Annotated in this window: 13 protein-coding genes and 1 pseudogene; 7 read left to right on the top strand and 7 right to left on the bottom strand. The window is 72.4% G+C overall.

The window, feature by feature from the left end:
• Positions 1-14: 14 nt before the first annotated feature.
• Positions 15-1,274, top strand: coding sequence for a DNA polymerase IV (locus AB0J86_RS10290; RefSeq protein WP_363855546.1), 1,260 nt, complete (start codon positions 15-17; stop codon positions 1,272-1,274).
• A 115-nt stretch (positions 1,275-1,389) separates the two neighbouring features.
• Positions 1,390-1,779 carry a DUF3040 domain-containing protein gene (locus AB0J86_RS10295; RefSeq protein ID WP_363855549.1) on the top strand — a complete coding sequence of 130 codons (390 nt, stop codon included), beginning with the start codon at positions 1,390-1,392 and terminating at the stop codon, positions 1,777-1,779.
• A gap of 333 nt (positions 1,780-2,112) precedes the next feature.
• Here the strand turns inward: AB0J86_RS10295 and AB0J86_RS10300 are convergent, their stop codons facing one another.
• From AB0J86_RS10300 to AB0J86_RS10310, 3 genes are all read right to left on the bottom strand, one after another.
• Positions 2,113-4,575, bottom strand: coding sequence for a DUF3488 and transglutaminase-like domain-containing protein (locus AB0J86_RS10300; protein ID WP_363855552.1), 2,463 nt, complete (start codon positions 4,573-4,575; stop codon positions 2,113-2,115).
• A 145-nt stretch (positions 4,576-4,720) separates the two neighbouring features.
• Positions 4,721-6,019 carry a DUF58 domain-containing protein gene (locus tag AB0J86_RS10305; protein ID WP_363855792.1) on the bottom strand — a complete coding sequence of 433 codons (1,299 nt, stop codon included), beginning with the start codon at positions 6,017-6,019 and terminating at the stop codon, positions 4,721-4,723.
• A gap of 2 nt (positions 6,020-6,021) precedes the next feature.
• Positions 6,022-7,083: a MoxR family ATPase gene (locus AB0J86_RS10310; protein ID WP_363855555.1), complete on the bottom strand. Its 1,062-nt coding sequence runs from the start codon at positions 7,081-7,083 to the stop codon at positions 6,022-6,024.
• A gap of 472 nt (positions 7,084-7,555) precedes the next feature.
• Here AB0J86_RS10310 and leuS point away from each other — a divergent pair, with 472 nt between their 5' ends.
• The gene (gene leuS / locus AB0J86_RS10315) at positions 7,556-10,396 is read left to right on the top strand and encodes a leucine--tRNA ligase (RefSeq protein ID WP_363855558.1); all 2,841 of its coding nucleotides are present in this window, start codon (positions 7,556-7,558) and stop codon (positions 10,394-10,396) included.
• A gap of 154 nt (positions 10,397-10,550) precedes the next feature.
• On the opposite strand, the gene AB0J86_RS10320 is transcribed toward leuS, so the two are convergent.
• A complete protein-coding gene (locus AB0J86_RS10320) occupies positions 10,551-11,735 on the bottom strand; it encodes an N-acetylmuramoyl-L-alanine amidase (protein ID WP_363855561.1) in 1,185 nt (394 codons plus the stop codon).
• A gap of 241 nt (positions 11,736-11,976) precedes the next feature.
• Here AB0J86_RS10320 and AB0J86_RS10325 point away from each other — a divergent pair, with 241 nt between their 5' ends.
• The 4 genes from AB0J86_RS10325 (at position 11,977) to AB0J86_RS10340 (ending at position 16,350) form a co-directional block, all read left to right on the top strand.
• On the top strand, positions 11,977-12,420 hold the full coding sequence (locus tag AB0J86_RS10325) for a hypothetical protein (protein WP_363855564.1): 444 nt from the start codon (positions 11,977-11,979) through the stop codon (positions 12,418-12,420).
• Positions 12,421-12,654: 234 nt separating this feature from the next.
• The gene (locus AB0J86_RS10330; RefSeq protein WP_363855794.1) at positions 12,655-13,137 is read left to right on the top strand and encodes a (2Fe-2S)-binding protein; all 483 of its coding nucleotides are present in this window, start codon (positions 12,655-12,657) and stop codon (positions 13,135-13,137) included.
• Complete coding sequence (locus tag AB0J86_RS10335; protein ID WP_363855566.1) at positions 13,124-14,119, top strand: xanthine dehydrogenase family protein subunit M; 996 nt, start codon at positions 13,124-13,126, stop codon at positions 14,117-14,119. Before AB0J86_RS10330 ends, AB0J86_RS10335 begins: the two co-directional genes overlap by 14 nt.
• Entirely contained in the window at positions 14,116-16,350 is a 2,235-nt protein-coding gene (locus AB0J86_RS10340) for a xanthine dehydrogenase family protein molybdopterin-binding subunit (protein WP_363855569.1), read from the top strand. Before AB0J86_RS10335 ends, AB0J86_RS10340 begins: the two co-directional genes overlap by 4 nt.
• Before the next feature lie 81 nt (positions 16,351-16,431).
• Here AB0J86_RS10340 and AB0J86_RS10345 read toward each other — a convergent pair whose 3' ends face one another.
• The 3 genes and pseudogenes from AB0J86_RS10345 to AB0J86_RS10355 all read right to left on the bottom strand — a co-directional run.
• The gene (locus tag AB0J86_RS10345; RefSeq protein WP_363855572.1) at positions 16,432-18,399 is read right to left on the bottom strand and encodes an FG-GAP-like repeat-containing protein; all 1,968 of its coding nucleotides are present in this window, start codon (positions 18,397-18,399) and stop codon (positions 16,432-16,434) included.
• A gap of 25 nt (positions 18,400-18,424) precedes the next feature.
• On the bottom strand, positions 18,425-19,387 hold the full coding sequence (locus AB0J86_RS10350; RefSeq protein WP_363855796.1) for a VCBS repeat-containing protein: 963 nt from the start codon (positions 19,385-19,387) through the stop codon (positions 18,425-18,427).
• Between the two features lie 6 nt (positions 19,388-19,393).
• Positions 19,394-19,741 (bottom strand): annotated as a pseudogene (locus AB0J86_RS10355) (VCBS repeat-containing protein); the annotation flags it as partial.
• Positions 19,742-19,982: the final 241 nt, after the last annotated feature.

A 19,982-nucleotide genomic window follows, 5' to 3' on the forward strand; every position in this document is an offset into this window, starting at 1 on the left:
GTTAGCCTGCCGGCATGGGTCGTAGCCAGTCGGTGCCGCGCGGCGGTGACCCGCGCTTCGGCCCGGACGCCGACGACTCCGCCTCGCCGATCCTGCACGTCGACATGGACGCGTTCTTCGCCTCGGTGGAGGTGCGGCGCCGGCCCGAGCTGCGGGGCCGTCCGGTGATCGTCGGCGGGATCGGCCCGCGCGGCGTGGTGAGCTCGGCCAGCTACGAGGCCCGGGTCTACGGCGTACGCAGCGCCATGCCGACGATGCGGGCGCGGGCGCTCTGCCCGGGCGCCGTCTTCCTGCCGCCCGACTTCGGGCAGTACACGGCCGCCTCGCGGGCGGTCATGAAGATCTTCCGTGACGTCACGCCGCTGGTGGAGCCGCTCTCCCTGGACGAGGCGTTCCTCGACGTGGCCGGCGCCCGCCGGCTGCTCGGACGGCCCGTGGAGATCGCCCGGCTGATCCGCCGCCGCATCGTCGAGCAGGAGGGGCTGACCTGTTCCGTCGGGGTCGCCCCGACCAAGTTCGTCGCCAAGCTCGGCTCCACCCGCGCCAAGCCCGACGGCCTGCTCGTGGTGCCGGCCACCCAGGTGCTCGACTTCCTGCACCCGCTGCCGGTCGCCGCGCTCTGGGGGGTGGGCGAGCGGGCCGCCGAGAAACTGCGCCGGCTGGGTCTGGCGACGGTACGTGACGTGGCACACGCGCCCCTGACCATGCTCCGGCACGCGCTGGGCGAGGCGGCCGCCACCCACCTGCACGAACTCTCCTGGGGCCGGGACCCGCGGCAGGTCAGCCCGGAGCACGTGGAGAAGTCGATCGGCGCCGAGGTCACCTTCGACACCGACGTCAGCGACCGGGCGGTGCTGCGGCGGGCGCTGCTGGCGCTCTCCGACAAGGTCGGGGTACGCATGCGGCGTGCCGGGCAGGTGGGGCGCACGGTGTCGGTGAAGGTCCGGCTGGCCGACTTCCGCACGGTCAACCGGTCCCGGACCCTGGCCAACCCGACCGACGTGGCCCGCGAGGTGTTCGAGACCGCCTGGGCGCTCTTCGTCGCGCTCGATCCGGCCGAGAGCATCCGCCTCGTCGGGGTACGTCTGGAGGGGCTCAGCGACGCCGACTCGACGCCGCACCAACCCGCGCTCGACGCGCCCGCGCACGGTTGGCGCGAGGCGGAGGCCGCCGCCGACGCCGTCGCTGCCCGATTCGGGCGTTCCGTGGTACGTCCGGCGAGCCTGTTGCGGACCGATGATCCGCGCCGGACGGAAAATCAGGCCCGGCCATAGGTCGTCCCGCTTTCCGAGCCGCGACCCCCCTCGTAGACTTGCGCGTAAGCAGCCGGTTGGCTGCCACGGTCTGTCGGCCCGAGTGGGCCGGCCAACGTGACCGGGGAGGAGTGCCGTGCCGCTCTCGGAGCACGAGCAGCGGCTGTTCGAGCAGATCGAGCAGTCGCTTGCCGAGGACCCCAAGTTCGCCTCGGCTGTGCGCGCTACCGACCCGCGCTTCCACGCGCGGCGTCGCCTGCTCGTCGCCGCCGGCGTCATCGTCGTCGGCCTTGCGTTTCTCGTCTACGGCGCGGTGAGCAAACTGCCGTTGCTCGGGGTGGCCGGCTTCGTCGTCATGCTCGGCGCGGCCGCGTTCGCGATGCAGTCGCACCGCCGGGCCCAGTCGCCCGACCTGCACGTCGTGGGCGGCACCACCAGCCGTCGCACCCGCTCCCGGGGGCGCCGGCTCTCGCTGGTCGACCGCCTGGAAGAGCGGTGGCGCCAGCGCCCGGAGGGGCACCGCTGACCACCGGGTCGGGACGGCACCGGGCGCCGAGCTAGCACCGGGCGCCGAGACAGCACCGGGTCGGGACGGCTGGTCGCCGGGACGAGGCGGATCCGCCGGAGCGGGTGATCAACCCGCGCCGGCGCTGAGCCCCGGCCCGATCCCGGACGAGCGAGCGACTCTCCGGACAAGTTAGCCCCACCCAGGCCCCAGTTCGCCCTATTTGGCGCAAATATCCGGCAAGCGGTTCGGGGGCGGCGTCCCCGCGACGGGATCAAGCGTGACCGCCCAGAGCGGGGATGCCGCCCCCGAACCTCTCACGAACCAGCCGCCCCCGAACCTCTCACGAGCAGCTCAGCGCGTCAGAATCCGCCGGGGCCGCCACCGACCCAGGACGCCGGTACGCAGCCGGCCGCCGGCCAGCACGAGTCGGGACGAGACGTCCATGATCCGTAGCCGCCAACGCAGCAGCACCGACGGCGGCAGGGTCGCCGCGACCAGCCGGGCCCGGCGGTTCGCCCCGGCCGCGACCGCCCGCCGTACCGCCCGCAGGGCCTCACCGAGCTGGCCGCCGGGCAGCGGGTCCCGGGCGTAGCGCGCCCGTTCCTCGGCCCGCCCGAGCAGCCGGGCCGCCTCGGCCGCCGGGCCGGTGGTCAGCTCCTCCCGGATCAGCCGATCCGCGGTCGCCCGTGGCGTCTCCGCCGGATCCACCCGGAGCCGGAAGTCGACCATCGTGTCGATCAGCTCGTCCCAGGCGGCGTGCGCCTGTGCCCGTACCCGCTCCGTCTCGGCGGCGGTGGGCAGCACCTGGGCCACCCCGGGCTCGGCCGTGGCCACCCGTACGGCCTCGCCGGTCGCGCCCCGCGCCGGCGCGGCCTGCCGCCGGCGGCGCAGAGCGGCCCGGCGCAGGCCCGGCAGCGCGAGCAACAGCAGGGCCAGGAGCACCCCGCCCGCCGCCCACCAGGGCCAAGTCGGCGCCTGCCGCGCGGGAACGCCGGAGTCGAGGTTCAGGGCCGCGTCCGGGTCGATCTCCTGCCGGTCGGAGCCGACCGGCGCGGCGGAGGGGTCGGTGCTCGACGGCGCCGAGGTGCTGGTCGACGGGGTGGACGGGGCGGGCGCGTCCACGTCGGGAGCCCACTCCGACCGGATCGAGCCGGCGACCGAGGCGGCCGGGGTGGCGTCGAACGGCACCCACCCGACGCCCTGGAAGTAGACCTCGGTCCAGGCGTGCAGGTTGCGGTTGGTCAGCACGTACGTGCCGTCCTGGGTGCCGGCGCCGTTGGTGAAGCCGAAGGCCACCCGGGCCGGTACGCCGGCCGTCCGCACCAGCCACGCCATCGCCGCCGCGTACTGCTGACAGAAGCCCCGCTTGTTGGCGAGGAAGTTGAGGATGTCCTGGCTGCTGGTACCGCCCTCGGTGCTCAGGCTGTACTGGAAGCCGTTCTTGGCGGAGAAGTACTTGTAGATCTCCATTACCCGGTCGTAGTCGGTCCGCTTGTTCGCGATGAGTCCCCTGACCAACTCGTTGACCTCGCGTACCGGGGGAGTCGAGGTGAGTTCCCGGCGCAGCCCGTCCGACGCCGGCAGGCTCGGTACCGCGTCCAGCACGGCGGGGCTGTAGACCGCCCGCACGTACTCGAACGAGTAGTTCTTCTCCTTCGCCACGCCCCGGTTGCTGTAGACGATCTGCAGGTTCGGGTCGTAGAGCCAGCTGGAGTCCAGGTCCCGGGTCGAGACCGGCTGCCCGTACATCGGCAGCAGCGGCATGCCGAAGTTGGCCGTGGTGTGCACCCGCGCCGCGTACCGATTGAAGGTCACGCCCGCCCGGACGCTCGCCTGCGGGTCCGGCAGCGTCCGGTTCACCGGGCGACCGCTCGGGGCGGAGACCCGGAAGCCGTCCGAGTCCAGGTCGTCGGCGACGCCGAAGCGCAGGTAGAAGGGGTTCGGCTCGTTCGTGGTGACGCGCACCAGCTCGGTCACCTTCGACTCGTTGAGCTGCCCGCTGAGCGAGGCGAAGAGGTCGATCCGGGTGGGCTGGCCGCCACCGGCCCGCCCGTTGCCGTTGCCGTTGCCGCCGACCGCCCCGTACCGGTCGAGTAGCCCCGTGGTCATCCCGGGGACCGCCACCGGCAGCAGCACCGCCAGCACCACGCCGAGCACCGACAGCCGCCGCCCGGCCGCTGCCAGCGGGGACGGCTCCCAGACGTCGACGTCGCGGCCGTCGCCGGTGAACCGCCGGCCGAACCGACGCACCCGGTCGACGTTGTCGGCGACCAGCAGCCAGAGGAAGCCGATCGCGCCGACGACGAACGGCAGCGCGGGCACGCTGTCGACGTAGACGGCCACCGGCACCGAGTAGATGGCGAGCATCGGCAGACCGGCGAGGGCGGGGCGGCGCAGCCCGACGCTGAGCAGGTCGACCACGATGGCGACCCCGCCGATTCCGAGCACGGTGATGAACAGCAGCGGGGGAGTGTCGGGGACCTCCACCCCGTACGACCGCATGTCCGTCACCGAGCCGCTCGCCAGCTCGGCGAAGTGGGTGAACGTCTCCGGCATGGGCAGCACCGCCAGCAGCTCGCCGCTGCTGGGGAACATCCAGGTCAGCGCGAACAGCAGCGCGACCGCCATGCCGAGCGCCTGGGTCCAGAGCGGACCGCGCAGCCAGCGCACCAGCGTGGCGGCGCCGGCCACCAGCGCCACCGCGATGAAGGACTGGAACAGCCAGGTCCACTGGGCGAAGATCGTCGAGAGCGGCGCGGCGGCGAGCAGCGTGGCCGCCGCCGCCACGAATCCCAGGTGCCGCCTGCCGTTCATGCCGTCGCCCCGCTCTCCTCGTTGTCGTGCCTGTCCGGGCGTCCCGGCGCGGTCCCGGGGGACCGGCCGGGCGCGCCGGCCGGCGCGGTGTGCCCGCTCACCGGGGTCCGCCCGGCCGCCGTCCCGGCCGGGGCCGTGTGCCCGCTCACCGCATCCCCCCGGCCACCGTCTCGGCCAGGGCGGCCCGCCAGGCGAAGCCCTGCGAGCCCCGGGCGGCCTGCGGCCAGAGGGCGGGCAGCCGGCTGCCGTGGTCCACGCCGATCACCCGCCAGCCGGTACGGATCAGGCTGAGCGCGGCGGCGCCGCGCTGCCGGTCGGCCTCGGCCCGCGCCTGCGGCGGCAGGTTCAGCCAGGTGGTGCTGTCGACCAGGAAGCCGACGCAGGTGGCGCCGTTGCCGCGCAGCCCGCCCAGCAGCTCGGCCTCGGCCGGATCCAGGGTGCCGAGCAGGGCGATCACCAGCCCGCCGTCGGAGCGCTGGCGTACCCGCTCGACCAGGCTGCCGAGATCGCCGCGCGGGTTGAGCCGGACCTCGGCGAGGTGGTCGAGGAGCAGGCCGTCCCCGGCCGCCTCGGTCGCGTCGGTGTCGCCGCCCGAGCCGGTGACCAGGCGCAGCTTGAAGCCGGACTGGCGCAGGTGCACGGCGATGCTGGCCGCCGCGGAGACGGCCCACTCGAAGCTCGCCGTCGGGCCCTCCCCCCGGTGACCGGCGGCCCGGGTGTCCAGCACCACGGTCGCCCGGCTCTCCCAGGGCTGCTCCTCGCGGCGCACCATCAGCTCGCCGGTGCGTGCGGTCGACTTCCAGTGCACCCGGCGCAGGTCGTCGCCGCGGCGGTACTCGCGGGTCGCCGCGTCGTCCTCGCCGTGCACCGCGACCGAGCGGGCCCGGCTGTCGCCGGCGCCGGCGTACTCGCCCGGCAGCCGGACCGTCGGCAGGGGGGTGACCTGCGGGATCACGGTCAGCCGGTCGGTGGTCGGGAAGGCGCGGGTCAGCTCGCAGAGCCCGAACGGGTCGGTGAGGCGGACCACCAGCGGCCCGACCTCGTACCGGCCCCGGACGTCGGCGCGGACCGTGTACGCCACCGAGCTGGCCTGGTACGCGCCGAGCCGCTCCAGCACCACCCGGGGCCGGCTGCCCAGCGCGTACGGCAGCCGGTCCTCCAGCAGCAGCGTCCCGGTCGGCAGCCGGGACATGTTCTGCAACCGCAGCACCACCCGGGAGCTGGCCCCCACCGGCACCCGGTGCGGCTCCAGCGAGCGGTTGCAGGCCAGCTTGTAGCGGCTGCGCCCGACGTATGCGGCGGCCAGCAGGGGCAGGATGGCGAGCAGGATCGCCACCCGGAGCAGGTCCTTCTCGCCGAGGATCACGGCGGAGAGCGCTGCGGCGACGGCCGCGGCGAGGAAGGACCGACCGCGCGTGGTCAGTCCGCGCAGCGCCTCGCGCACCCTCATCGCCTCCGCGGTTCGTACTGCGATCTCCCGTTCCCGTCACCCTGGGTCGGCGGCCGGGTGTCGTAGGGGGAGCGCTGCCGGTCGTGCGGCAGCGGCAGCCGGTGCACCAGCTCGGCGACGATCGCGTCGGTGGTCCGCCGGGAGAGCTGGGCGTCGGCGGTCGGGATGATCCGGTGCGCGAGCACCGGGACCGCGAGCACCTGCAGGTCGTCGGGGAGCACGTAGTCGCGCCCCTCCAGGGCGGCGACCGCGCGGGCCGTGCGCAGCAGCTGCAGGGCCGCCCGCGGCGAGGCGCCCAGCCGCAGGTCCGGCGCCTCCCGGGTGGCGGTGACCAGGTCGACGGCGTACTGCTTGACGGCGTCGGCGACGTGCACGTTGCGTACCGTCGCGATCAGCTGCCGTACGGTGACCGCGTCGGCGACCGGACGCAGCTCGTCCAGCGGGTCGCGGGCGCCGTGCACGTCGAGCATGGCCAGCTCCGCGCCGGGGTCCGGGTAGCCCATCGCGATCCGGGCGGTGAACCGGTCGCGCTGCGCCTCGGGCAGCGGGTAGGTCCCCTCCATCTCGATCGGGTTCTGGGTGGCGATGACCATGAACGGCGTCTGCAGCTCGTACGTCGTGCCGTCGACGGTGACCTGGCGCTCCTCCATGCACTCCAGCAGCGCCGACTGGGTCTTTGGGGAGGCCCGGTTGATCTCGTCGCCGACCACCAGGTTCGCGAAGACCGCGCCGGGGCGGAACTCGAAGTCGCGGTTCTCCTGGTTGTAGACGCTGACGCCGGTCACGTCGCTGGGGAGCAGGTCGGGCGTGAACTGGATGCGCCGTACCGAGCAGTCGATCGAGCGGGCGAGCGCCTTGGCCAGCTTGGTCTTGCCGACGCCCGGCACGTCCTCGATGAGCAGGTGACCCTCGGCGAGCAGGACCGCGAGGGCGAGCCGGACCGTCGCGGTCTTGCCCTCGATGACCTTCTCGATGTTCGCGACGATGGCGTCGCTCGCGGCGCGGAACTCGTCGTTCGGCAGTACGCCGCCCAACTCGTCCCAGGTCTGTTGTGTCACGGGCCTCCTCCTCGTCGCTGCACGGCTGCCTAAGAGAGTCGCTGGGCCGGCCGAAAGGTTCGCGGGAGAATACGTCCATCCGGTGCTCGCCGGATCACCCGCCTGCCCTCAGGTTAGTCCGATTCCGATGTGCCGCCGACCACACATCGTCGCAACCGGCAACGCGGGAGGGGGTCGGAATGCGACAACACCCCTACCGATACCGGGTGTGACCGACCGTGCGGTGCGCGCTAGACTTCCCCTCATGTCCGGGGCCCACCTGCTCCTTAGCGAGCCGTGCTGACGCGAATCGACGCGACGGCACGGCCACCCCTCCTGCGTGAGGGGCTTTTTTGTGCCCCGAGGCAGGCCGGAGCGCGGCCGGTCCCGAACCCGCAACCCCGAGATGGCACGATGACCCAGCGAGGCGAGGTCATCAGCCCGCACGGCCGTGACGTGGGCATGGCGGTGACGAGCGAAGCGAGGAGACGCCATGAGTGAGGCGGCTGAGCCGGCGGCGGACATCCCGCCGTTCCGGTACACGGCGGCGCTGGCCAACGAGATCGAGCTGCGGTGGCAGGACCGCTGGGAGGAGCGCGGCACGTTCCACGCCCCGAACCCGGTCGGTCCGCTGGCCGATCCGACGCACCCGCGAGCCGACGCCGAGAAGCTCTACGTCCTGGACATGTTCCCGTACCCGTCCGGGGCGGGGCTGCACGTCGGGCACCCGCTGGGCTACATCGGCACCGACTCGTTCGCCCGCTTCCAGCGGATGAACGGCCGCAACGTGCTGCACGCGATGGGCTTCGACGCGTTCGGCCTGCCCGCCGAGCAGTACGCGGTGCAGACCGGCACCCACCCGCGGACCACCACCGTGGCCAACATCGCCCGGTACCGGGCGCAGCTGCGCCGGCTGGGCATGGGGCACGACGAGCGCCGTTCGGTGGCGACCATCGACGTCGACTTCTACCGCTGGACCCAGTGGATCTTCCTGCAGATCTTCAACTCCTGGTACGACCCGGACGCGCGCAAGGCCCGCCCGATCGACGAGCTGGTCGCCGAGTTCACCGCCGGCACCCGCCCCACCCCGGACGGGCGCCCCTGGTCGGAGCTGACCGATGTGGAGCGGCGGCGGATCGTCGACGACCACCGCCTGGCGTACGTCTCCGAGGCGCCGGTCAACTGGTGCCCCGGGCTGGGCACGGTGCTGGCCAACGAGGAGGTGACCCCCGACGGCCGCTCCGACCGCGGCAACTTCCCGGTCTTCAAGCGCAACCTGAAGCAGTGGATGATGCGGATCACCGCGTACGGTGACCGGCTGCTGGAGGACCTGGACCGGCTGGACTGGCCGGAGCCGATCAAGCTGATGCAGCGCAACTGGATCGGCCGCTCGACCGGCGCGCACATCGACTTCGCCACCGCCGCCGAGCCGATCCGGGTCTTCACCACCCGGCCGGACACGGTCTTCGGGGCCACCTACATGGTGCTGGCCCCCGAGCACGCGCTGGTCGACGCGCTGGTGCCGGCCGCCTGGCCGGAGGGGACCCGGCCGGCGTGGACCGGCGGGCACGCCACGCCGCGGGAGGCGGTGGAGTCCTACCGCAAGGCGGCGGGCGCCAAGAGCGACGTCGAGCGGCAGGCCGAGAGCCGGGAGAAGACCGGCGTCTTCGTCGGGGCGTACGCCACCAACCCGGTCAACGGCGCCCAGATCCCGATCTTCATCGCGGACTACGTGCTGGCCGGCTACGGCACCGGCGCGATCATGGCGGTACCGGCCCAGGACGAGCGGGACTGGGCCTTCGCCGAGGTCTTCGACCTGCCGATCGTGCGTACCGTGGCGCCGCCCGAGGGCTTCGACGGCAAGGCGTACACCGGGGACGGCCCGGCGATCAACAGCGCCCGCGCCGACGGGAGCCTGAGCCTGGACGGCCTGGGCGTGGCCGAGGCCAAGGCGGCGATCATCTCCTGGCTGGAGGAGCACGGCCACGGCGCCGGCGCGGTCACCTACCGGCTGCGGGACTGGCTGTTCAGCCGCCAGCGCTACTGGGGCGAGCCGTTCCCGATCGTGTACGACGCCAACGGGCAGGCCATCGCCCTGCCCGAGTCGATGCTGCCGGTCGAACTGCCCGAGGTGGACGACTTCTCGCCGCGCACCTTCGACCCGAACGACGCCGACTCGGAGCCGGAGACGCCGCTGTCGCGCCGCAAGGACTGGGTCGAGGTCGAGCTGGACCTGGGCGACGGGCCGAAGCGCTACACCCGCGAGACCAACGTGATGCCGCAGTGGGCCGGCTCCTGCTGGTACGAGCTGCGCTACCTGGACCCGGCCAACCCCGACCGGTTCGTCGACCCCGACAACGAGCGCTACTGGATGGGCCCGCGCTCGGCCGGCGACTGCGGCGGCACCGACCTGTACGTCGGCGGCGCCGAGCACGCCGTGCTGCACCTGCTGTACGCGCGCTTCTGGCACAAGGTGCTGTACGACCTGGGCCACGTCTCGTCGGTCGAGCCGTTCCGCAAGCTGTTCAACCAGGGCATGATCCAGGCGTACGCGTACACCGACGAGCGCGGCAGCTACGTGCAGGCCGACGAGGTGATCGAGCGGGACGGCGGCTGGTTCCACGGGGAGCGCCCGGTCCGGCGCGAGTACGGCAAGATGGGCAAGTCGCTGCGGAACGTCGTCACGCCCGACGACATGTGCGCCGCGTACGGGGCCGACACCTTCCGGCTGTACGAGATGTCGATGGGTCCGCTGGAGGTCTCCCGTCCCTGGGAGACCCGGGCCGTCGTCGGCTCGTACCGGTTCCTGCAGCGGGTCTGGCGCGCCCTGGTGGACGAGAACTCCGGCGCGTCGCGGGTGGTGGAGACCCCCGCCGACGACGAGACCCGCCGGCTGCTGCACCGGACCATCGACGGCGCGCGGGCCGACATGGAGGCGATGCGGTTCAACACCGCCATCGCCAAGCTGATCGAGCTGACCAACGGGCTGACCCGGCTGTCCGGCACCCCCCGGGAGGTGGCCGAGCCGCTGGTGCTGATGCTGGCGCCGTTCGCGCCGCACATCGCCGAGGAGCTGTGGGAGCGGCTGGGGCACGACGAGTCGCTGACGTACGTGCCGTACCCGGTCGCCGACCCGGCCCTGCTGGTGGCCGAGACGGTGACCTACCCGGTGCAGATCAACGGCAAGGTCCGGGCCCGGGTCGAGGTCGCCGTCGACGCCGCCGAGGAGGAGATCCGGCGCGAGGCGCTGGCGGCGGTGGCCGGGTCGCTGGGCGGCCGGGAGCCGCGCAAGGTGATCGTGGTGCCGGGGCGGATGGTGTCGGTCGTCGCCTGATCCTCCGGCCCCCATCCGCGAATCCCCGGCCCTCATCCGCGATTCCCCGGCCCTCATCCGCGATCGAGGGCAAATCGTTGCTAGTGGATATCCGCTAGCAACGATTTGCCCTAGATCGACGGGGCCCGCGCGGGGCGGAGCGGGGCGGGGTGGGTCAGTGGCGCAGGGTGCCGCGGAACTCCTCGCGGACGATGCCGCCGACCGCGGCGCACCAGGTGGCCAGGTCCACCCGGCCCGTCACCGGCAGCCCGTGCAGCTTCTGGAGCTGCCGTACGGCCTGCCGGGTGGCCTCGTCGAAGGCGCCGGTCGGGGTGACCGCGTACCCCTTGGGCGCCAGGATGCTCTGCAGCGCGGTGACCGCGTCGCCGGTGGAGCGCCCGTCCAGCGGTACGACCAGCAGGTCCCAGGTGGAGTCCAGGATCTCGCCCAGCCCGGCCGGCTCGATGCCGTTGCGGCGTTGGAAGTCCTCCACGGCGGCGACCAGGGCCGCGTCGAAGGTGGTGCTCGGGGTGAGCGCGTATCCCTTGAGCCTGAGCAGGTACTGCGCCACCAGCACCACCGCGCCCCGGCTGCTGGAGAAGATGTTCGGCCAGGTACGGGCCGGCACCTCGGAGTACCGGGTGCCGAGCCGCTTGGCGACGTCCCGGCGCAGCTGCGGGAAGAGCCGGTAGAACGTGATCCCCGGGCACTGGGTCGCCTGGAAGTCCCAGTGCCCGAAGATGTGGTTGGCCTGGAGCCGGTACTGGGTGGCGATGGCCACGCAGAGGTCGGTGAGCGAGCGGAGCAGCGCCTCCGGCGGGGCTTCGGTGATGTAGGTGCCCTCGTTCTCGATGCCGATGCCGCGCCCGTTCTCGCCGGGGGAGTGCGCCGCGACCACCTGCTGGGCGCCGCTGCGCAGCCCCTCCAGGCTGCGGTGCCGGCCCTCCAGGATGTAGCCGCCCCGGCTGACCGTGAAGTGCTGGCCCGTGTCGGCCCACCCGTTGCCGTCCATGTGCAGGTTCTGGATGTCGCGGGCGAGCCAGATGGCCTGGTTGACCGAGTAGTCGGTGCTGTTCGGGTACGCCGTGTGGTGCACGACGATCTTCTGGGTGGTGCCGGTGTTCATCACCACGGGGCTCGCCGGCGGGCGGGCGGCCCAGGAGTCGTTGGTGATGATGCTGCCGATGACGGTCTCCGTCGAGGGCGGCGCCGGCCGCGCGGTGGCGGCCTGGGCGGGCGCGGCCTGCGCGGCGCCGGGGAGGGCCAGCTCGCCGGCCGCGCCGACCGCGGTGGCGGCGGCCGCGCCGATGCCGGTTCTGAGCAGCGTACGGCGGTCGAGGTGCGGGGTCTGGGGGTTCATGCCGATGATCCTTCGGGGGTAGGGCGGCCGGCCACGGCCGGGCCGGGAAGCGGCGCATACACCTGCCGGTACTTCCTAACGCATCCCTTGATCAAAATGAAGGATTCTTGCGGTACCGCCGCGAATTTCTGGCCGGTCCCGCTCGCTGGGCCGATTGAGCCGACCACTCGATGGATATAGATATCGCCGATTCGGTGGATGTGCGCGACCGATGCGACCTCTCGACGAAGGCGGTGTACCGATGCAACCGACCCAGACGCAACCGGCCCGACCCGGCGCGGTGACCAACGCGTTCCGGCTCAGCCTGCTCGTTATCCTGATCGGGGTGGTGAGCACCGTGATCTCGCTCTTCGGCGGTGCCGCGGACGACGCCGCCGACCGGGCGGGAACCACCGGCGCGAACGCCGTGATCGGCGTCGCGGCGGTCTTCGCCTTCCTCATCCTCCTCGTCGAACTGCTCGTCGTGTTCAAGATGCGGGACGGCGCCAACTGGGCCCGGATCGTGCTCACGGTCCTCGCGGTGCTCCAGCTCATCGGGTTCGTCGCCGGGCTGGCCAGCATCGGCGGCGGCGCCGCCGGGGTGATCCGGCTGCTCCTCGACGTCGTCGTCGCGATCCTCAACGTCGCCGTGCTGGTGCTGATGTACCGCCCCGAGTCCAACCGGTACTTCACCCGGACCGCCTGACCGCGCACCGGCAGGTTCGTACCCCCGGGGTCAGGCCGTGTCTCGCCGAGAGCCGCGAGACACGGCCTAACCCGATGGTGGGGATCTGCCGGCTCCCGCCGCTTCCGGTCGGTTTTGTTCCTACGCTGGGCCGGTGTCCGACCGACGGGGGTGGTCCGGTTGACGTATTCCGGGGTGACCAGCGCGACAGGTACCGCCGACACGGCCGTGGTGCGCGGTCCCGGAGTGGTGGGGGTGCAGTTGTCCGTCAACGGCGTACCCCGCTCCGCGACGATCGAGCCACGCGCGAGCCTGCTGGACACGCTCCGCGACCGGCTCGACCTCACCGGGACGAAAAAGGGGTGCAACCAGGGAGCCTGCGGCGCGTGCACGGTCTGGGTGGACCGACGACCCGTGCTGGCCTGCCTCACCCTCGCGATCGCCTGCGAGGGCCACGAGGTGACCACGATCGAGGGGCTCGCCGACGGTGACCGCCTGCACCCGATGCAGCAGGCCTTCATCGACCGGGACGCCTTCCAGTGCGGGTACTGCACCCCGGGGCAGATCATGTCCGCGGTGGCGTACCTGGCGCACGGGCACGGCACCGCCGAGGACGAGATCCGAGACTGGATGAGCGGCAACCTCTGCCGCTGCGCGGCCTACCCGCACATCCGCGCCGCGATCCGGCAGGCCCACGACCAGCAGGCGGCGGGGGGTGGCGGCGGTGCGACCCATTAGCTACTCCCGGGTGGCCGACGTGGCCACCGCCGTCGGCGTGGTCACCGCGGACCCGGAGAGCAAGTTCCTCGCCGGCGGCACCAACCAGGTCGACCTGCTGCGCATCTACGTCGAACAGCCGGCCCGGCTGGTGGACATCAACGACCTGCCGCTGCGGGAGATCGAGGAGCGGCCCGACGGCGGCCTGCGCATCGGCGCGCTGGCGCGGATGGGCGACGTGGCCCGGGCCGGGCCGGTGCGCGAGCGGTACCCGCTGCTCGCGCAGGCGCTGCATCTCGGCGCCTCCACCCAGCTGCGCAACATGGCCTCGATGGGCGGCAACCTCATGCAGCGGACCCGCTGCCTCTACTTCCGCGACGTCGAGGTCGGCTGCAACAAGCGGGTACCGGGCAGCGGGTGCAGCGCGATGCAGGGCGTCAACCGGGGGCACGCCGTGCTCGGTACCAGCGACCAGTGCATCGCCACCCACCCCTCCGACCTCGCCGTCGCGCTGGTGGCGCTCGACGCGGTCGTACAGATCGAGGGCCCGGACGGCCGCCGCGAGCTGGACCTCGACGAGTTCTTCCTGGAGCCGGGGGACACCCCGGAACGGGAACACCGGATCGGGCACGGCGAGCTGATCGTCGCGATCGAGGTACCGCCACCGCCGGCCGGGAGCAGGTCGCTCTACCTGAAGGTACGCGACCGCGACTCGTACGAGTTCGCCCTCGCCTCGGCGGCCGTCGCCGTCACCGTCGAGAGCGGAGTGATCGCCGAGGCGCGGCTGGCGCTCGGCGGCGTCGCCACCCGGCCGTGGCGCGCCCGCCAGGCCGAGCGGGTCCTCGTGGGCGCGCCGCCCAGCGAGACCACGTTCGCGGCGGCGGCCCAGGAGGAGCTGCGGCCGGCGGTCTCGCACGGCATGAACGACTACAAGATCGAGCTGGCGCGGCGGACCATCGTCCGCGCCCTGTCGATGGCGACGGACGGCGGGGGGACGGCATGAGCCCGGCGATCGGCGGCACCCTGGCCCGCGTCGAGGGCGGAGCGAAGGTCACCGGGGCCGCCCGCTACACCGGCGAGATCCCGCTGCCCGGGCTCGCGCACGCGGTGCTCGTCGGCGCCCGGGTGGCCAGCGGGCGGATCACCGAAATCGACACGGTGGCCGCCGAACGGGCCGACGGCGTGGTCGGCGTGCTGACCCACGAGAACCTGCCGCCCGTACCCGGTACGCCGCGGCTGCTGCCGTCGCTGGTGGGGCTCGCCGCGCCCGGTCTGAGCTGGTTTCCGATGCGGGACGACAGCGTGCACTACGCCGGCCAGCCGGTCGCCGTCGTGGTCGCCGACACGATCGAACGCGCCGAGCACGCCGCCACCCTGGTCCGGGTCCAGTACGCGCAGTCTCCCGCCAGCACCGTGCTCGACCAGGTACGGGACCAGGCGTACGTGCCCGAGCGGATCTTCGGCGGGATGCTGCCGGGACAGTTCGTCCGGGGAAACGTCGAGGACGGGCTCAAGAAGGCGTCGGTACGGGTCGACCGGACCTACTACTTCGCCGCCAACCACCAGAACCCGATCGAGACGTCGACGACCACCGCACTCTGGGACGACGCCGACCGGGTCACCGTCTACGACTCCACCCAGGGGCCGACCGCCACCCAGATGACCGTCTCCGCCCTGCTCGGCGTAGCGCCGGGAAAGATCAAGGTGATCAGCGAGTTCGTCGGCGGCAGCTTCGGCTCCAAGGCGATGATCTGGCCGCACGTCACGCTCTGCGTGCTCGCCGCCCGGCAGCTGCGCCGGCCGGTGCGGCTGGCGCTCAACCGCGAGCAGATGTTCCACTCCTGCGGGCACCGGGAGGAGCAGGAGCAGCAGCTCAGCCTGGGCGCCACGCCGGACGGGAAGCTCACCGCGCTGCGCCACCACAAGATCTCCATCACCTCGCACTTCGACGACTGGGCCGAGACGTCGCTGCAGTCGCCCGGCATCGTCTACGCCACCCCGAACTACGAGGGGATCTACCGGCTGGCCCGGGGCAACACCATCACACCCACCTTCATGCGCGGCCCCGGCGAGGCGACGGGAATGTTCGCGCTGGAGTGCGCGATGGACGAACTCGCGGCGGAGCTGAACCTCGACCCGCTGGAGTTGCGGCTGCGCAACATCGCCGAGAAGGACCCGACCAGCGGCCATCCGTGGTCCAGCAGCGGGCTGCGGGAGTGCCTCCAGCGGGGCGCCGAACTGTTCGACTGGCGGGACCGCGAGCGGGAGCCCGCCCGACGGGAGGGAAACACGCTCGTCGGCTGGGGGATGGCGGCTTCCGCCTACCCGCACGTGGCACCCCCCAACCCGCAGCGCGCCCGGGCCCGGCTCTACGCCGACGGCAGCGCCGTGGTGGAGGCGGGCGTCTCCGAGTTCGGTACCGGCGTGACCACCGCCATGACCCAGGTCGCCGCCGACGCCCTCGGCCTGCCGGTCGCCCGGGTACGGTTCGTGGGCGGCAGCAGCGACCTGCCCAACATCACCGCCGCGGTCGGCTCGGCCGGCACCGGCGCGGCCAGCGCCGCCGTGCACTGCGCCGCGACCGAGCTGCGGGACCAGCTGATCCGGCAGGCGGTGGCGGACGAGCGCTCCCCGCTGCACCGCGCGAAGCCGGACGCGGTGACGGTCTCGGAGGGCCGGATGTGCCTGCGGGACCGGCCCAACACCGGCGAGACCTACGCCGAGCTGCTGAGCCGCAACTTCCTCCCGGACGTCGAGGCGCTGGGCACCTGGACCCCGCCCCCGCCCGACCCCGGCTACGGCATGCACACCTTCGGCGCCCAGTTCGCCGAGGTCGCCGTCGACGCCGACCTCGGTGTGGTCCGGGTGCGCCGCATGGTGGGGGTCTTCGCCCCGGGTCGGGTGCTCAACCGCCGTACCGCGCACAGCCAGCTGATGGGCGGCATGCTCTGGGGGCTGAGCCAGGCGCTGCTGGAGGCCACCCACATGGACCCGCGCCTCGGCCGCTGGGCGAACGCGAGCTTCAACGACTACCTGGTACCGGTCAACGCCGACGTGCCGGACGTGTTTGTGGAGACCATCGAGGTGCCGGACACGGTGGTGAACCCGCTCGGCGTCAAGGGCGTCGGTGAGATCGGCATCGTCGGGTCGGGCGCGGCGATCGCCAACGCCGTCTACCACGCGACCGGGCGCCGGGTGCGTGACCTGCCCATCACCCTGGAGGCGCTGCTCTGACCCGCGCTGGTGTGGTGGGGCGGTGCGGGCGGGGCCCCTCGTCCCGCCTCACGGCGGCGACGGGGACCCCGCCGGGCCGGCTCAGAGGGTGATCTCTCCGGGCAGGCCGAAGTAGTCGTGCCACCGCACGCCCGGGCCGAACGAGGTACCGGTGGAGAGCGCCGTGTACACGTCGGCGCTCGGCAGATGCGTGAAGGTCGTGATGTCGGTCCGGCCGTCGCCGTCGAAGTCCCCCACGTACGGGAACTCGCCGGTCGGGGCGAAGAAGTCGTGCCACCTCCCGGCGCCCACGAACGCGCCCCGCCGGTCGGAGAGCGCCACGATGACGTCACCGCTGTTGTCGTTGGTGAAGGTGGCGATGTCCGCGGCCCCGTCGCCGTTGAAGTCGCCCAGCCGGGGTGCCTCCAGCCCGATGGCGAAGTAGTCGTGCCACTTCGCGCCGCCGAGGAAGCCGGAGCCGGTCGAGAGCCCCACGAAGACGTCCCCGCCGCCGCCCTGGGTGAAGGTGACGATGTCGTCCTTTCCGTCGCCGTTGACGTCCGCGACCCCCGGGCTCTCGCCGGCCAGGGCGAAGAAGTCGTTCCACTTCGCCGATCCGGTGAACGCGGTACCGGTCGAGAGCGCGACGTAGACGTCGCCGAGGTCGTTGCGGGTGAAGGTGATGATGTCGTCCTTTCCGTCGCCGTTGACGTCGCCGACGGCCGGTACCTCGCCGGCCAGGGAAAAGAAGTCGTGCCACTTCGCGCCGCCGAGGAAGCCGGAGCCGGTCGAGAGTCCCACGAAGACGTCCGCGCTGGTGCCGTGGGTGAAGGTGACGATGTCGTCTTTGCCGTCGCCGTTGAAGTCGCCGGTCAGTGGCGTCTCGCCGTCGAGCGAGAAGAAGTCCTGCCACTTCTGGCTGGTGCCGGCGAAGCCGGCACCGGTGGAGAGGGCGACGTACACGTCGGCCAGCGGCCCCTGCGTGAAGGTGACGACGTCGTCCCGCCCGTCGCCATCGAAGTCCGCCGACGAGCCGGTGAAGACGCCGGGGAAGGTCGAACTCCAGCGCAACGGGGCGACCCAGAGGCCGCCCTGTCCCCAGCCCGCGCTGGTGACCCAGGTGTTCCCGTTCGGCTCGGTCACGATCTCCGCGGCGTGCGCGTCGATCCGTCCGGCGAGGTCGGCGACGGAGAAGCGGAAGGGGTCGCGGCTGCGGTACACCCGGGTGTCCCGGTAGCCGGCCTCGCAACAGACCGACAGGTACCACCAGCCGTCCCGGAACACCACGAACGGCGACTCGGTCGGCCCGCCGCCGGTACCGGTCTGCGGGTGCTCGAACGCCACCTGCTTGGCGCTCCAGTGTTCCAGGTCGGGGCTGGTGCGGTACGCCACCTGGAAGTTGCCGCCCTGTGGGGTGCGGTTGGCGGTGTAGTACATCACCCACAGCCCGCCCACCCGGACGACCATCGGGTCCCGCGCGTCCCAGCCGTCGGTGAAGAGCGGGTTCGCCGCGCTGCGGGTCCAGTGGTACAGGTCCGTCGAGGTGGCCAGGTGCATCCGGTACGCGGTGTGGTCCGGCGTCCCCGCGGCGTAGAACATGTAGTAGCGGCCGTTGTCGTGGACCACGTACGGCGCCCAGATGTGGCTCTCCCCGGCCGCCGGGTCGGCGGTGAGGGCGAACGGCTGCTTGGTCCACGGGCCGTTCGGGGTGGGGGCGGTCGCGTGCCCGAAGTTCTTCTCGTCGATCGGAGCGGCCGGCTCGGCGTGCGTGATGGCGTACACGTGCCAGGTGCCGGTTGCCACGTCCCGGACCATGGTGTGGTCGTTGTAGTACCACGCCCGGGACTCGCCGACCGAGGGGTCGTAGACCCGGACGAACGAGCCGGCGGCGACGGTGGGGGGTGCCGCGGCGCCGACCGCCCCGCCCGCCCGGCTCGCCGCGGGCGGCGCCGCCGCGATCGGAGCCGCGGCGGCGTCGACGGGTCGCGCCTGGACCGGTCCGGCCGTCGCGCCGAGCGCCGCGAGGACGCAGGCCACGACCGCGACCGCGCGGCGTCTCGTGCCAGTCATCAGAACCTTCTCCTGGATTCGGGGGTCAGAGGGTGGTTTCGCCGGGGAGGCCGAAGAAGTCGTTCCATTTGGTGGCGCCTTGGAAGCCGGTGCCGGTGGAGAGGGCGGTGAAGACGTCGGCGGAGGTGTTGTGGGTGAAGACGACGGCGTCGTCTTTGCCGTCGCCGTTGTAGTCGCCGGTGTAGGGGAATTCGCCGGTCAGGCCGAAGAAGTCGTTCCATTTGACGCTGGTGCCGACGAAGGTGCCCTGTCGGTCGGAGAGGGCGACGTAGACGTCGGCGGCGGGGTTGGTGGTGAAGGTGGCGATGTCGGTGGCGCCGTCGCCGTTGAAGTCGCCGAGTCGGGGTGATTCTCCGGGCAGGGAGAAGTATTCGTGCCATTTGGTGGCGCCTTGGAAGCCGGTGCCGGTGGAGAGTCCGACGAAGACGTCGGCGGTGGAGCCTTGGGTGAAGACGACGATGTCGGCTTTGCCGTCGGCGTTGACGTCGGCGACGCCGGGGTATTCGCCGGCGAGGCCGAAGAAGTCGTTCCATTTGGCGCCGCCTTGGAAGCCGGTGCCGGTGGAGAGGGCCACGTACACGTCGGCGGCGGTGTTGCGGGTGAAGGTGATGATGTCGTCGAGTCCGTCGCCGTTGACGTCTCCGACGGCGGGGACTTCGCCGGCGAGGGAGAAGAAGTCGTTCCACTTCACCCCCGGGCCGAAGTTGGTGCCGGTGGAGAGGGCGACGAAGACGTCTCCGCTGGTGCCCTGGGTGAAGGTGACGATGTCGTCTTTGCCGTCGCCGTTGAAGTCGCCGGTGAGTGGGGTTTCGCCGGGCAGGGCGAAGAAGTCGTGCCATTTGGCGCCGCCGAGGAAACCCGAACCGGTGGAGAGGCCGACGTACACGTCGGCGAGGGCGCCGTGGGTGAAGGTGATGATGTCGTCCCGGCCGTCACCGTTGAAATCCGCCGGCGAACCCGCGAAGACGCCCTGTACCGGCCGGACCATCCCACGCGCCTCGTCGATCAGCGACCGGGCCTTCGCCTCGGCCTGGTCGTAGCGCTCCGGGCAGCACGAGCGCTGCACGCTCTGCGCCACCTGGCCGGCGGTGTAGCCCGGGTTGCGGGCCGCGTTGGGGATCGCCTGGTCGAGGAACTTGTTGGTGGCGTACGTGACGTTCATGATCTGTTCCGGCGTGCCCCAGCCCTGGCTCGGGCGCTGCTGGAAAACGCCGAGGGAGTCCTTGTCGCCACAGGGCAGGTTGTTCATGTGGGACTCCACCCAACCCGCCTCGAACGCGGCGAGCATGACCTTGTCCGAGACGGCGCGGTCCAGACCGACCTGGTAGACCGTCCGGATCACGTTCGGGTCGTGGTTCGACGGGATGCTGGTGCACGCCAGGGGCTGCACCGTGCGGGCCAGGTCGCCGCCGCCCACCGGCGGCGCCACGTCGGCGGCGGCGCCCCCGGCCCCGGCTGGCGCGGCTTCGGCTGGCGCGGCTCCGGTCGGGGTGGCCAGCAGGGCGCCGCCGACGAGGACGGCGAGTCCGGTGAGGAACTGTCTCGGCAGCCGGCGGGCGGTACGTCTCCGGCGTCTGGGGGCG

The organism is Micromonospora sp. NPDC049559 (assembly GCF_040676675.1).
In the GTDB taxonomy this organism is placed as follows: Bacteria; Actinomycetota; Actinomycetes; order Mycobacteriales; family Micromonosporaceae; genus JBFAPK01.

Bases quoted from the DNA above. Each gene is read 5' to 3' on its own strand.
- AB0J86_RS10290 (WP_363855546.1), top strand. From the start codon at position 15: ATGGGTCGTAGCCAGTCGGTGCCGCGCGGCGGTGACCCGCGCTTCGGC.
- AB0J86_RS10320 (WP_363855561.1), bottom strand. From the start codon at position 11,735: ATGAACCCCCAGACCCCGCACCTCGACCGCCGTACGCTGCTCAGAACC.
- AB0J86_RS10350 (WP_363855796.1), bottom strand. From the start codon at position 19,387: ATGGTCCGGCCGGTACAGGGCGTCTTCGCGGGTTCGCCGGCGGATTTC.
- AB0J86_RS10340 (WP_363855569.1), top strand. From the start codon at position 14,116: ATGAGCCCGGCGATCGGCGGCACCCTGGCCCGCGTCGAGGGCGGAGCG.
- AB0J86_RS10325 (WP_363855564.1), top strand. From the start codon at position 11,977: ATGCAACCGACCCAGACGCAACCGGCCCGACCCGGCGCGGTGACCAAC.
- leuS (WP_363855558.1), top strand. From the start codon at position 7,556: ATGAGTGAGGCGGCTGAGCCGGCGGCGGACATCCCGCCGTTCCGGTAC.
- AB0J86_RS10345 (WP_363855572.1), bottom strand. From the start codon at position 18,399: ATGACTGGCACGAGACGCCGCGCGGTCGCGGTCGTGGCCTGCGTCCTC.
- AB0J86_RS10300 (WP_363855552.1), bottom strand. From the start codon at position 4,575: ATGAACGGCAGGCGGCACCTGGGATTCGTGGCGGCGGCGGCCACGCTG.